Here is a 14,633-nt window from a genome sequence, read left to right as displayed (position 1 = left end):
CTAGTTTATCTAGTTTCTAAGTGGTTTTCCAGTTTTTAACATATGTTGGATCCGTTCCAAGGTTTTACGCTCCGTGCAGAGTGATAAAAATGCTTCCCGTTCCAAATCCAATAGATATTGCTCGCTCACCAGGGTTGCCTCTGATAAATCACCACCTGCCATTACATAGGCCAGTTTGTTGGCAATTTTCTTGTCGTGTTCGGAAATATATTTTCCAACTTGCATTGCGTCGGTTCCTACCAAAAACATTCCTAAAGCTTGTTTGCCCAGTACTTTTACATCGGTGCGTTTCGGAGGTTGTGTATACCCTGTTTCAGCCATTAATTTGGCATGGGACTTAGCAATGGCTATCTGCCGATCTTTATTTACTACAATTACATCTTTCCCCTTTTGAAGAATACCCATATCAAAGGCCTCGTAAGCGGAAGTTGAAACTTTTGCCATACCAATCGTCAAGAAATATTCTTGTAGCACGTTTAATTCCACGTCATTTTTTTTGAAAGTATCAGAAGCCCTCAGGGCCATTTCCTTGGATCCACCTCCTCCAGGGATCACACCTACACCAAATTCTACCAAGCCCATATAGGTTTCAGCTGCAGCCACTACCTTATCGGCATGTAACGAAAGTTCACAACCTCCTCCCAAGGCCATGCCATGGGGAGCGGCAATGGTCGGGATAGATGAATACCGCATGCGCATCATGGTGTCCTGAAACATTTTTATGGCCATGTTCAGTTCATCATATTCTTGCTCTACGGCCATCATGAATATCATTCCGATATTAGCGCCCACTGAAAAATTAGCGGCTTGATTACCGACCACCAATCCTTGAAAATCTTTTTCCGCAAGATCAATTCCTTTATTTAGTCCGGCCAAAACATCGCCACCAATGGTATTCATTTTAGATTGAAATTCTACATTTAAAATGCCGTCTCCCAAATCTTCAATAACTACTCCACTATTTTTAAATACTTCCTTGGTCTTACGGATGTTGTCCAATATGATGAAGGCATCCTGACCAGGAATTTTTTCCACTGCTTTTTTAGGGATATCATAATAGTAGGTTGATCCCTCTTTTACGGCATAAAAAGAAGTAATGCCGGCAGTTTTCATATCATGGACCCATGCAGCAGGCTCCAAACCTTCTGCCTTGATCATCTCCAATCCTTTTTCCAATCCAACGGCGTCCCAAATCTGGAATGGACCGTGTTCCCATCCAAAACCAGCTTTCATGGCATCATCAATTTTATAAAGCTCATCGGTGATTTCTGGAATTCTATGTGATACGTAGGCAAAGAGGGCGGCAAAACTTTTTCTGTAAAACTCACCTGCTTTGTCCTTACCGCTGACCAACACTTTAAATCTGTCAGCTACTCTATCAATGGTCTTGGTCAATTCCAAAGTGGCAAAACTTGCCCTTTTATTGGCCCTGTATTCCATTGTATTTAGATCTAGTGTCTTAATCTCACTGGATCCATCTGCATTTCTAATTTTATTATAAAAACCTTGGCCAGTCTTACTTCCCAGCCAATTGTTTTTCATCATGGTGTCAATGAAGTCCGGTAGTTTAAAAAGTTCCAAACGCTCATCTTTCTTACAGTTATCATGAATCCCATTGGCAACATGTACCAAAGTATCCAAGCCTACAACATCTACCGTACGGAAAGTTGCCGATTTAGGGCGACCAATAACGGGGCCTGTCAATTTATCTACTTCTTCAACAGTAAGGTCCATTTCCTTTACCATATGGAACAAACTCTGTATACTGAATATTCCAATTCTATTTCCTATAAAAGCGGGGGTATCTTTTGCAACCACAGAAGTCTTGCCTAAGAACTTTTCACCGTAACCATTTAGGAAATCCAATACCTCGGGAGAAGTATTTGGTCCGGGAATTATCTCAAACAACTTCAAATATCTCGCAGGATTAAAAAAGTGGGTACCACAGAAATGTTTCTGGAAGTCGTCGCTTCTTCCCTCACTCATAAACTTGATCGGTATCCCAGAGGTATTGGAGGTTATCAAAGTTCCCGGTTTTCTATACTTCTCCAAATTCTCAAATACCTTCTTTTTGATATCCAATCGTTCTACCACAACTTCAATGATCCAATCTACCTTGCCCACCTTGGCAATATCGTCCTCAAGGTTACCCGTTTGGATGCGTCTTGCAAAATCTTGGTGATAAATAGGGGAGGGCTTGGACTTTAACGAGGCGGTTAGAGAATCGTTCACTAGTCTGTTGCGAACCACTTTATCCTCTAAGCTCAGTCCCTTGGCTTTTTCCCTATCGGTTAATTCTCTTGGTACAATATCAAGTAACAATACTTCTACGCCGATATTTGCAAAATGGCATGCGATGCCACTTCCCATAATACCAGAACCAATTACCGCTACCTTTTTAATATGCTTGTTCATCAATAAATAGAATTATTTGGTTGTTGAATTTTTTATATAGACTTTTTTTTCTGCAATCAATTTGTTGATGGTATCCGTTACCTCAAAAAAATGCTGAAGTTTTTCGTTTGGGATGTTGAGCTTGACCACCTCATTGAAGCGCATGACCACTTCTTTGGATAATTTTCTTTTTTCTAAGCCTAGTGGGGTTAAATGTATTAGAACGCCCCTACCATCATCAGGATTGGGCTTTCGCTCTATCAATCCTTTGGACTCAATGCTTTTAATTATCCTTGAAAGTGAAGTTGCCTCCATTCCCATTTTTGGTCCTAAAGCAGTTGAAGGAGTACCTGTTTTTGGGTCAATGCTAAGCAACGTGAAACCTATAGCCATGGTAGTATCATAGTTTTTGGCTTCTTCATTATACATTTTAGTGACTGCCTGCCATGTTGCCCTTAGTGCATAATCTACAGTAATGTCCTTCATTTAATTTTTGATAGATTACCAAATATAATAAAATTTATTATGCATGCATAATAAATTTTATTAAAATATATAAATGAAGGGTAAAAAAATACCCCTAAAGCTATAGGGGTATTTAAAGATATAATTTTATTTATCGGGCATCTGGATTTCCATAGATTTCATGGTAAAGATCCAAATACTTTTCTTTAATTATTTTACGCTTTAATTTCAACGTCGGGGTTACATGGCCTCCCTCAATGGTCCAAGCTTCGGGAGTTAGACGGAACTGCTTCACTTTTTCCCATTTGGCAAAATTTTCGTTTGCCAGGTCTACCTCTTCTTGGAAACGTTCTATAACCTTTTCATTGGTCACTAAATCTTTATTGTCACCAACTGTTATGTCATGAATCTTTGCCCAATTTCTAACAAATTCAAAATCGGGTTGAATTAGGGCGGCCGGCATTTTTTCTCCTTCGCCCACCACCATAATTTGTTCAATGAAGCGCGACTGTTTAAACCTGTTTTCCAAAAGTTGGGGCGCTACATATTTTCCGCCGGAAGTTTTGAACATTTCTTTCTTACGGTCCGTAATTTTCAGAAAGCCTTCCGAATCCAATTCTCCAATGTCTCCCGTATGGAAATAACCATCTATGAGTACTTCCTTTGTTTTCTCTGTGTCTTTATAATAGCCAAGCATTATCTGTGGACCTTTTACACAGATTTCCCCATCCTTGGCAATTTTCACTTCCGTACGTTCTATCAATTTCCCTACGGTGCCAATCTTAAAACCGCCATTGCGCATATCGTTCACAGAAACCACCGGAGACGTTTCCGTAAGGCCATACCCTTCCATTACTCCCATTTCTGCGGCATTGAAAATTCTGGCCAATCTCGGTTGTAAAGCTGCACTACCTGAAGCGATAAGATCTAAATTGCCCCCAAGTCCAGCCTTCCACTTACTAAAAATAAGTTTGCGGGCCAATGCTAATTTTTGTTCATAGAACCAGCCATTTTGTCCATAAGGTTCATATTTCAATCCTACATCCACAGCCCAGAAAAATAGTTTCTTTTTGATACCACCAAGCTCTGTACCCTTGGCAATTATTTTATCGTAAACCTTTTCCAATAACCTGGGAACCGCTGTCATAACATGAGGCTCGGTCTCTTTGAGGTTGTCGCTGATCTTTTCAATTGACTCTGCGAAATATATACTTACTCCCCTATATTGGTAGAGGTACATGATCATTCTTTCATAAATATGGCAAACGGGAAGAAAACTTAAAGCCTTGGCTTTTCCATCCAGAATCGGAAATCGTTTTGAACTTTCTATTGCATTGCTCACGACGTTGTCATGGGACAACATGACTCCTTTTGGCCTTCCTGTTGTTCCCGAGGTATAGATCAATGTGGCAAGGTCATGCGGCTGTACCGCATCTTTCAAGGCGTCTACCTCCACTTGGTTGGAAGTGTCGGCACCCAATTCCAAGATTTCGTTCCAGTTTTTACAATCCGATAAGGTGTCAAATGAGAAAACGTCCAATAAATGCGGCGTATCTGCTTTTACGGATTTTACCTTATCATATACCTCATTACAGGACACGAAACAATATTTTGCTTCCGAATGGTTTAATACGTATTTATAATCTTCTTCTGAAATTGTAGGATAAATAGGTACATTTTGGGCACCCAATTGTAAAATACCAACATCCATGATATTCCATTCCGTCCTATTGCTCAATGAAATAACTGCGATCTTATCATTTGGTTTCACGCCCAGTCTCAAGAGTGCACGACTAACAGTATTAGCCTTATCGATATATTCCTTGGTGGAGGTGGCAATCCATTCTCCATCGTATTTGGTAACTAAGGACTTTTCTAGGTTATATTTCTCTAATTGATAATAGGGAAAGTCAAAAAGGCGAGTGATTGTTTGCATATTTTTATCTAAACGTATTGCCAAATTAAGAAAAGGGAACGGTTTTCTAAAATGACATTCATATATAACATGTTATAATATTAATGAATTCTTAGATTCCAACTAGTCCAAATATGAAAATAATATTTTTTAACCTTTCTAAGCCTTTAAATTAGAGGTATTTATATCTAAACTAACATACTGAATTATTTTTATTCCAATGGCGTATTTTTTTTAATCTCCTTAAGAATAAACCACATCTATAATCCGATAAATTAAAAAAGACCGATGTTTCAACATCGGCCTTTTAGTACACCCTCTTTTTTTTAAAGCGATATGATTAACTTTTCTTATGTGTCTCTACCCACTTTCTTGCATTGACAAAAGCCTCTAACCATGGAGATACTTCGTCTTTTCTTCCTGCAGGATAGTGTGCCCAGTTCCATTGGAAGATAGAACGTTCTATGTGAGGCATAGTCACCAAGTGTCTTCCAGTTTTATCACAAAGCATTGCGGTATTGTAATCTGATCCATTAGGGTTGGCAGGATAGCCTTCATGACCGTAGTTGGCTACGATATCATAGTTCTCTTTTGACATGGGTAATTTAAATTTTCCTTCCCCGTGTGAGATCCAAACCCCAAGATTGGCGCCTTCCAAAGAAGAAAGCATTACTGATTTGTTCTTTTGTATCTCAACCGATGTAAAACCACTTTCGTGTTTATTGGAATCGTTATAGGTCATCTTTCCATGCTCCTTATGATCTGGATTGATAAGATCCAGTTCCATGAACAGTTGACAACCATTACATATCCCTATGGATAAGGTATCTGGTCTTGCAAAGAATTTTTTAAGGGCCAAATTCGCTTTTTCATTGTATTTAAAGGCGCCTGCCCATCCTTTGGCACTTCCCAATACATCTGAATTGGAGAAGCCTCCAACGGCACCAATAAATTGAATGTCTTCTAAAGTCTCACGTCCTGAAATAAGATCTGTCATATGAACATCCTTTACGTCAAAACCTGCCAAATACATTGCATTTGCCATTTCACGTTCAGAATTACTACCCTTTTCCCTTAAAATAGCTGCCTTCGGTTTCGGTTGACCTGGAACCTGTATTCCAACCATATTTTTTAGACTTCCATCAAAATGAGATGGGAAGTTATAACGTAAGGGTTGGTTTTTATAATTTTCATATCGAACCTGAGCCAGGTTATTGGCGGTTTGTTTCCTATCCAATAAATATGAGGTTTTGAACCAGGTGTCACGAAGGGAATTGATATTTAATCCCATTTCAACGCTATTGTTTTTAATAGATAGGATTGACTCTTCTAGAACTGAACCTATATTATGGAAAGCCACTCCGGCATCGTTCAATACCTTTTCTAGGGAAGCATCTTTTCCTTGAAAAACGATACCTGCATTTTCAGCAAACAACAATTTGATGGTGTCTGATTCGTTCAGGCTGCCCAAATCCAACTTGGCTCCCAATTGGGTATCCGCAAAACACAATTCCAAAAGGGTAGTGATGAGTCCACCTGATGCCACATCGTGACCTGCAATAATTTTTCCTTCCCCGATTAAACCTTGAATGGTATTGAAAGTATTTTTGAAGTTTTCTGCATCTTTAACGGTTGGCGCTTCGTCCCCAATAGTATTACGTATTTGTGCAAAGGACGAGCCGCCCAATTTAAAGTTGTCCTGTGATAAGTTGATATAATAGATATCCCCGCCATTTCTTTGTAAAACGGGTTCTACCACTTTGGTAATATCGGTACAATGTGCTGCCGCTGAAATTATTACGGTTCCAGGAGATATCACCTCTGCATTTTTATAACGTTGCTTCATGGAAAGGGAATCTTTTCCAGTGGGCACATTGATGCCCAGTGCAATGGCAAAATCTGAAATCGCTTCCACCGCCTCATATAATCTTGCATCTTCCCCTTTATTTTTACAGGGCCACATCCAGTTGGCCGATAATGAAACAGATTGTAATCCGTCTTTTATCGGTGCCCAAATAATATTGGTAAGTGCTTCAGCTATACTATTTCTACTACCAGCCGCCGGATCGATCAGGCCAGAAATAGGGGAGTGCCCAATTGAGGTTGCAATTCCTTCCTTGCCTTTATAATCCAAGGCCATTACTCCACAGTTGTTTAAAGGCAATTGTAAAGGACCTGCGCACTGTTGTTTGGCAACTTTTCCTCCAACACAACGGTCAACCTTATTGGTTAGCCAGTCTTTGCAGGCTACGGCCTCCAGTTGTAGGACCTGACCCAAATACTCATGGAAATGCTCCAGGGAATACTCGGGGGCTGCATATTTTCGTGTGATGGTGGTATCGGTCATAATGGTCTTGGGAGAGCTTCCGAACATATCGGAAAGATCTAGATCCATCGGCTTTTCACCAGTAGTTTTTGATTGGAAGGTAAATCGCTTATCGCCGGTAACGTCACCTACTTCGTACATTGGAGAACGTTCCCTATCTGCAATGCGATGAAGCATGTCCACATCTTTTTTTCCTATCACCAATCCCATACGCTCTTGGGATTCATTACCAATAATTTCCTTTGCGGAAAGGGTAGGGTCACCTACCGGCAATTTGTCAAGATCAATATTCCCGCCTGTATCTTCCACTAATTCGGAAAGACAATTAAGGTGTCCGCCCGCACCATGATCATGAATAGATACAATAGGATTATGTTCACTTTCAACCAAACCACGTATGGCATTGGCAGCACGTTTTTGCATTTCGGGATTGGAACGTTGAATGGCATTGAGCTCTATCGTAGATCCAAATTCACCTGTATCGGCACTGGATACGGCTGCACCACCCATTCCAATTCGGTAGTTGTCACCACCAAGAATAACTATTTTATCCCCAATTTTGGGGGTATCTTTTAGGGCTTGATCCATTTTTCCGTAACCAATACCACCAGCTTGCATAATAACCTTATCAAAACCTAAGGTCCTTGCATCTTCTTCATGTTCGAACGTAAGAACAGAACCTACAATTAAGGGTTGTCCAAATTTATTGCCAAAATCAGAAGCTCCATTAGAAGCTTTGATCAGGATATCCATCGGGGTTTGGTATAACCAGTCCCGCTCTTTGATTGCTTTTTCCCATGGTCTATTTTCTTCCAAACGGGAATAGGAGGTCATGTATACTGCAGTTCCCGCCAATGGCAAAGATCCTTTTCCACCTGCCAAACGGTCCCTGATCTCTCCTCCTGCACCTGTAGCGGCGCCGTTAAAAGGTTCTACCGTGGTAGGGAAATTGTGGGTCTCTGCCTTTAAAGAGATCACAGAATCAAAATTGCTCTCCCCGTAAAAATCAGGTTTATCTGCACTTTTCGGGGCAAATTGTACAACAGTTGGACCTTTTACAAAGGCCACATTGTCCTTATATGCAGATATAATATCGCCTGGATGTTCTTGAGATGTTTTTTTTATGAGCTTGAACAAGGAGGATGGTTTTTCAACCCCATCTATTACAAATGTCCCGTTGAAAATTTTATGTCTGCAATGTTCTGAGTTGACCTGACTGAATCCAAAAACCTCTGAATCGGTTAGTTTTCGACCAATTTTATTGGACATTTGGTCCAAATAATCTACTTCCTCGCTACTTAATGCCAAGCCTTCCTTTTCATTGTAGGCCGTGATATCATCGATTTCCAAAACTGCTTCAGGCTCAATTTTTACCGAAAAAATATCCTGGGTCAATGCGTTGTACTTTTGTAGTAGCATAGGGTCAAAATCCAAGGATTCTTTATCGGAGGCCTTAAATTCTTCAATCCTAATGATACCAGAAACTCCCATGTTCTGGGTTATTTCCGTTGCATTTGTACTCCACGGCGTTATCATAGCTGCTCTTGGGCCAACAAAAAAGGCGTCAAGAGACGCCGTGTTTATTTGAGGTTGGTTGCCAAACAACCAGGTCAATTTAAAGATGTCTTCTTGTGAAAGCGCAGTATTGCTTTGTACTGCAAAAACTTTGGTGTTTATGTCCCCGAAAAAGTGAATCATGGAATTCGAAAATTGTTTGTTTAACAAGGCACAAATTTACATTTTTTATGTGTAAATGCCGGCCAGAAAAGTGAACACTTATAAGCACTAATTGTTAATTAATGGAACAGAGTGATCTGAGATGGGTGTATTCTGTTAAAAGGTTAGAAATATTTCTAATTGAAAAAGAAGATGTACTAAATAAATTGAGATTAATCAAAAGGCTAATGTTGCACATAAATTATTTAAATTTAGAATCAACTTAAGCACTGTATATGAAATATAATATTAAAAAGTCAACGAGCGGATTGCTACTAATCCTATTAATTGGTGTTGTAAATTTCGGTTTTTCCCAAAAGAAATATTCTGAAAAACAGGTGGAAAAATTAAAGGCCGAAGCCGCCCAAATTGTTCAGGCCAATTATAAACGGGCACAGGTCATGGTCGATAAAGTATTTAGTTTTTCGGAACTCGGTTTTCAGGAAATAGAATCATCCAAATATTTGACAGGCTTGCTAAAAGAAAATGGTTTTGAGATTGAAAATTCCATTTCTGGGATTCCTACCGCTTGGTTTGCTAGATGGAGCAATGGGGAAGGACCGGTCATTGCCTTGGGTAGTGATGTGGACTGTATTCCCAAAGCATCCCAGTATCCAGGCGTTGCCTATCATAAGCCTATAGTTGAAGGTGCCCCAGGGCATGGGGAAGGCCATAATTCAGGAATTCCCTTAAATATCACCTCTGCTTTAGCGGTAAAGCAGCTAATGGAACGGGAGGACATAAAAGGCACTTTGGTTATATGGCCTGGTATTGCCGAAGAATTGGTGGCAGCCAAGGCCTGGTATGTAAGGGATGGCCTTTTTGATAATATAGATATGTGCATTTTTACACATGTGGGAGATAATCTTGAAGTTTCCTGGGGTCCTACAAAAGGAACCGGTCTTATTTCTGTGGAATACTCTTTTGAAGGGGAGGCCGCCCATTCGGCAGGATCTCCATGGAGGGGGCGCAGTGCTTTGGACGCCGCGGAGCTAATGAATATAGGTTGGAATTATAAAAGGGAGCACCTGCATCCCTTAAAAAGATCACACTCCATATTTACAGATGCAGGGGATCAACCAAATGTAGTGCCTTCCAAGGCTTCCATATGGTATTACTTTAGGGATATTACCTACGAGGGTATCATGGAAATGTACAAGGAGGCCAATAACATTGCGGAGGGAGCAGCCCTGATGACGGGTACCAAAGTGACATCAAAGGTCTTGGGAACGGCATGGCCGAGACATTACAATAAGGTGATTGCCGAGAGCATGTATTCCAATATTCAAAAAATTGGCATGCCATCCTGGTCGGAGGCCGATCAAACTTTGGCCAAAGCCGTGCAAAAGGAGGTCAATTCAGATAAATTGGAAGGCTTAAATACGGTCTTGGATCCCTTGGGACTACCAGTGAAAGAGCCTGTAAGTGGGGGTTCTGATGATATTGGCGATGTTTCCTGGAAGGTACCAACCGTTACATTGCGCTTTCCTTCCAATATACCAGGTCTCCAAGGACACCATTGGAGCAATGCCATTGCGATGGCCACACCCATAGCACATAAAGGAGTTGTGGCAGGGGCCCAAGCAGAGGCGATGACCATTTTAGATTTTTTGCTTAAGCCCGCTCTATTGACGAAGGCATGGGATTATTTCAATAATGAACAGAGCAAAGAAACCAAATACCAACCCATGATCACGGAAGCCGATTTGCCGCCGACCTATCTAAATCAGGATAAAATGGAAAAATTTAGACCTCAATTGGAACAATTTTATTTTGATGAAGAAAAATACGATACGTATCTGGAGCAACTTGGGGTAAGTTATCCCACCTTAAAAGAGTAGATAAGGGTTTTGAGAAGACATGAAAACAAAAAAGGTATAACCGCGGTTATACCTTTTTTGTTTATTATTAAAATAGATAAGATCTACTTCCTTTGTAATAAGGCCATGTAGAAGCCATCATAACCTTCAACGGAGGCATAAACATTCTTATCCCTTATTAAGATAAAATCTTTTCCTTCTTCAGATTCCAAAAAGGTCTTTACTTGTTCTTTATTTTCCTGGGGTAGGATAGAACAGGTAGCATATACCAATTTACCTCCTGGTTTTACCATTTTGCTGTAATCACTGAGGATTTGTTTCTGCGTTGCGATAACTTTTTCCAAGAAATCGGGCTGCATTTTCCATTTGGCATCTGGATTCCTTCTCAATACGCCCAAACCAGTGCATGGTGCATCTATGAGCACCCTATCTGCGCTATTGTGCAGTTTTTTGATGACCTTGGTAGAATCTATTTCCCTTGTCTCCACATTGTGGGCTCCGGCACGCTTGGCGCGTCTTTTTAGTTCTGAAAGTTTACGGGAGTAAATGTCAAGAGCAATAAGCTGACCTTTGTTTTCCATTAGTGCTGCCAAATGCAGGGTTTTACCACCGGCGCCTGCACAGGTATCAATGACTCTTTGGCCTGGTTTTACATCCAAAAATTCGGCTACTAATTGGGAAGAGGCATCCTGTACCTCAAATAAACCTTCTTTAAAGGCTTCGGTAGTAAATACATTGCTACGCTCCTTTAGCTTTAATGCACTTGGATAGCCTTTAATAAATTCTGTATCTACATTGAGCTCCAGTAGAATATCGTGTAATTTTATAGGCGTCGTTTTCAGGGTATTTGCCCTTAAAACAACATCGGCCTGCTGATTTAAGGCATGTAACTCTTTGGTCCACAACTCTTCACCCAAGGCTTCCTCACCCAATTCATCCAACCAGTCCGGCACAGACTCCCTAAATTTTCTGATTTTCGAAAGCTCATCAAACTTACCTTTTATCCTTCGTGTCGGAGTTGGTTCTATCTGTTTCCAATCAGGAAGTTCTATTCCTCTTAAAACGGCCCAAACCGCCCAAATACGGAATAAATCTGGTCTGTTGAATGGTGCCTTTACCTCGGCAATTTCCGTGTATAATCGCTTCCAACGTACAATGTCATACGTAGTTTCAGCTATGAATGCCCTATCTCTAGCTCCCCATCTCTTATCGTACTTCAATACTTTTTCCACCACCTTGTCTGCATACTCATTCTCGTTAAAGATAAAGTTCAACGCATCAATAACCCCAAATACTAGATTTCTATGTAATCGCATTCCAAAAAATTAAGGTTGCAAAGGTATTGTTTTAGAAGGGAATCCGTTTATTTTTGATGAAATTTATACCTATGAAATATTTATCAGTAATAATTGGACTTTTGTTTCTTGTTTCCTGTGATGAAAAGCCCAAATCCCTTCAATTTAAATCGGTTACGATAGACACTATTTATGAGGATTCCTTGAGTATCCGTGCCATTGAACTCATGGATGGAAGTTTAGCCTTTGCGGCTGATAAGGGTACGTTCGGGTCGGTAGATTTAAAAAAGGGCATTGTAAGGACCAAGGTTCAAACCTATGATAGTATTCTCCCACAGTTTAGGGCCGTGGCACATACGGCGACCGACTTTTTTATGCTATCAGTCTCCAACCCGGCTTTGCTTTACAAGACCGGAGATCAGGGGGATATGGAATTGGTGTACAAAGAGGAAGACGAAAAGGTATTTTATGATGCTATGAAGTTTTGGAACGATAAGGAAGGTCTTGCCGTGGGTGATAGTATGGACGGATGTATGTCTATTATCATCACTAGGGATGGAGGCAAAACATGGAGAAAAATTCCTTGTAGTGCGTTACCGAAAGCAAGTGAAGGAGAAGGGGCCTTTGCCGCCAGTAATACAAATATAGATATGATAGGTGATAACACGTGGCTGGCAACAACCAAAGGAAATATCTATTATTCCCCGGATAAGGGAAAAAAATGGGAAGTTTTCACCACACCTATGCTCAAAGACAAGGAAACCGAAGGAATCTATTCCATTGCTTTTTTTGACTCAAAATTAGGGGTTGCAATTGGTGGGGATTATACTAAGCCAGAAAATAAAAACGCCAATAAAGCACTTACCAAAGATGGAGGGAAAACTTGGCAATTGTTGGCTGACGGAAAAGAACCTGGTTATATGAGCTGTGTTCAATTTGTTCCTAACGGTGCAGGTTTGGATATGGTCGCCGTTGGTTTTAAAGGTATCTTTTACTCCGGAGATATGGGGGCAAACTGGGAAAAACTGTCCGATGAGCGATTTTATACCCTACGCTTTTTAAATGATTCTATAGCCTACGCAGCAGGAAGTGGACGAATAGCAAAATTAACGTTTAAGTAAAATACAGGATAATAAAAAACCTAGGCTAGACCTAGGTTTTTTATTAATTCTTCCGTTGTTTTTGGCGGTACATCTGCATTAATTTACGCTTAAAATCGTCTTCACTCTGGATGAGCAATAATGTTTTTTTACTGGAGAGTACATTCTTAAGCTTGGAGAACAAGCGTTTGTAAGAATCTTGTTTCTCTTTTTCCAAGGCCGTATATAAACCCAACAGATCGTCGGCTTCTTGTTCCGATAGGGTGCTGGCCTGTTTTATCTTATAGCGTACCTGTGACCATTCTTTGACACGTAGGTCCTCCATATTAGATTCGTGCTCATTGTAAATAGGCCAAAACAATTGTGCTTCCTTACTGCTAAGGTCCAATCGTTCTGTGATAAAGGCTACTTTTAGAGCTTTTATTTTCTCCCTATCAGGTCTGTCCTGTGCAAAGGAAACAACTGTGATAAAAAGTAATAACCCTAAAGTCGCAATATATTTATTAATATTCATCGTTCTCTAAATTTAAATCTTCAAAAATGTCAATATTGTCATTCAGGTAATCGGCAATGTTTTCATCTTTTATTTCATTTTGCATCATATCCTGGATATGTATATCATCAATCGACATTATTTCCGCGATTTCATAAGAACTCATTCCATAATCATTGAATTCAAAATAGGATTCTATATCCGAAGAAGCAAGATCATCAAAAGAATATGCTTCTTCCTTTTTCCATTGTAAACCAATTACCAAAAGCAAAGATGCGGCCACAGCTATCGCCGTAAAATAATATTTTCTATAAGGATTAAGGGCAATTACTTTAGACTCTTCCTCTTTTAATTTGGAAAGAATGTTTTGGTTCAGTCCTTCAAAATACCCTTCCGGAACCTCAAAACCTTCATTTTTGGGTATGACCGTACTATCTCCCTTTATTTTATCCAAAAGAGAATCGTTCAACCCTTCGAAGTATCCTTCAGGAGTTTTAAAACCACTATGTTTATCTTTCTCTTTCATTCTTTTGGTTTGACCTTCAATATATTAAAAGGTTTAATCGTTTTTTAAAAAAGCTTCTATTTTCTTAGATGCCAAATGATATGATGCTTTTAAGGCACCTACAGAAGTGTCTAAAATCTCTGAAATTTCTTCGTATTTCAATTCTTCAAAATACTTCATATTAAACACCAATTTCTGTTTGTCAGGAAGCTCTGCGATGGCCTTTTGAAGTTTTAACTGTATCTCTTCCCCTTCAAAATAAACATCTGCCTGTAAATTATCCACTATTTGAGTCTGAAGTTCCACATTGGAAATCCCCATTTTTTTGGATTTGGCCTTTAAGAAGCTTAATGCCTCATTGGTCGCAATTCTATACATCCAGGAGAAAAGTTTGCTGTCCCCTTTAAAACCGTCAATATTTTTAAAGACCTTTATAAAGGTATTCTGAAGTACATCATCCGTATCGTCATGGTTCAGTACAATTCTTCGTATATGCCAATAGAGACGCACTTTGTAGGTATTGATCAATACCTCAAAAGCATGGGATTGGGTATCCTTGTCCTTCAACTGGTCTACTAAAGATGCTTCTGATATCAAAAGTGGT

General features: G+C 39.9%; 10 protein-coding genes. 2 read left to right on the top strand and 8 right to left on the bottom strand.

The features are described from left to right. Positions 1-9 precede the first annotated feature (9 nt). The 4 genes from ABXZ32_RS00365 to purL all read right to left on the bottom strand — a co-directional run bounded on the left by ABXZ32_RS00365 (position 10) and on the right by purL (position 8,798). On the bottom strand, positions 10-2,415 hold the full coding sequence (locus tag ABXZ32_RS00365; protein WP_354616709.1) for a 3-hydroxyacyl-CoA dehydrogenase/enoyl-CoA hydratase family protein: 2,406 nt from the start codon (positions 2,413-2,415) through the stop codon (positions 10-12). Positions 2,416-2,427: 12 nt separating this feature from the next. Continuing rightward, a complete protein-coding gene (locus tag ABXZ32_RS00360) occupies positions 2,428-2,880 on the bottom strand; it encodes a MarR family winged helix-turn-helix transcriptional regulator (RefSeq protein ID WP_354616708.1) in 453 nt (150 codons plus the stop codon). A 130-nt stretch (positions 2,881-3,010) separates the two neighbouring features. Next, entirely contained in the window at positions 3,011-4,795 is a 1,785-nt protein-coding gene (locus ABXZ32_RS00355) for an AMP-dependent synthetase/ligase (RefSeq protein ID WP_354616707.1), read from the bottom strand. A 319-nt stretch (positions 4,796-5,114) separates the two neighbouring features. Next, a complete protein-coding gene (gene purL, locus ABXZ32_RS00350; RefSeq protein ID WP_354616706.1) occupies positions 5,115-8,798 on the bottom strand; it encodes a phosphoribosylformylglycinamidine synthase in 3,684 nt (1,227 codons plus the stop codon). Positions 8,799-9,052: 254 nt separating this feature from the next. Between purL and ABXZ32_RS00345 the strand changes: the two genes are divergently transcribed. Next, entirely contained in the window at positions 9,053-10,657 is a 1,605-nt protein-coding gene (locus ABXZ32_RS00345) for an amidohydrolase (protein ID WP_354616705.1), read from the top strand. 83 nt (positions 10,658-10,740) lie between these two features. On the opposite strand, the gene ABXZ32_RS00340 is transcribed toward ABXZ32_RS00345, so the two are convergent. Next, on the bottom strand, positions 10,741-11,952 hold the full coding sequence (locus ABXZ32_RS00340) for an RsmB/NOP family class I SAM-dependent RNA methyltransferase (RefSeq protein WP_354616704.1): 1,212 nt from the start codon (positions 11,950-11,952) through the stop codon (positions 10,741-10,743). Between the two features lie 71 nt (positions 11,953-12,023). Here ABXZ32_RS00340 and ABXZ32_RS00335 point away from each other — a divergent pair, with 71 nt between their 5' ends. Beyond that, entirely contained in the window at positions 12,024-13,052 is a 1,029-nt protein-coding gene (locus ABXZ32_RS00335; RefSeq protein ID WP_354616703.1) for a WD40/YVTN/BNR-like repeat-containing protein, read from the top strand. Between the two features lie 43 nt (positions 13,053-13,095). Here the strand turns inward: ABXZ32_RS00335 and ABXZ32_RS00330 are convergent, their stop codons facing one another. From ABXZ32_RS00330 to ABXZ32_RS00320, 3 genes are read right to left on the bottom strand one after another with little or no spacing between them, the layout of a single operon-like run. Then, on the bottom strand, positions 13,096-13,545 hold the full coding sequence (locus ABXZ32_RS00330; RefSeq protein WP_354616702.1) for a hypothetical protein: 450 nt from the start codon (positions 13,543-13,545) through the stop codon (positions 13,096-13,098). Next, entirely contained in the window at positions 13,535-14,050 is a 516-nt protein-coding gene (locus tag ABXZ32_RS00325; RefSeq protein WP_354616701.1) for a hypothetical protein, read from the bottom strand. Before ABXZ32_RS00325 ends, ABXZ32_RS00330 begins: the two co-directional genes overlap by 11 nt. Positions 14,051-14,083: 33 nt before the next feature. Continuing rightward, positions 14,084-14,626: an RNA polymerase sigma factor gene (locus tag ABXZ32_RS00320; RefSeq protein ID WP_354616700.1), complete on the bottom strand. Its 543-nt coding sequence runs from the start codon at positions 14,624-14,626 to the stop codon at positions 14,084-14,086. Positions 14,627-14,633 lie beyond the last annotated feature (7 nt).

The sequence above is a fragment of the Sediminicola luteus genome (assembly GCF_040566555.1).
Classification (GTDB): Bacteria; Bacteroidota; Bacteroidia; order Flavobacteriales; family Flavobacteriaceae; genus Sediminicola.
Note: the sequence above shows the minus strand (reverse complement) of the source record. Positions and strands in the feature narration are given on the sequence as shown.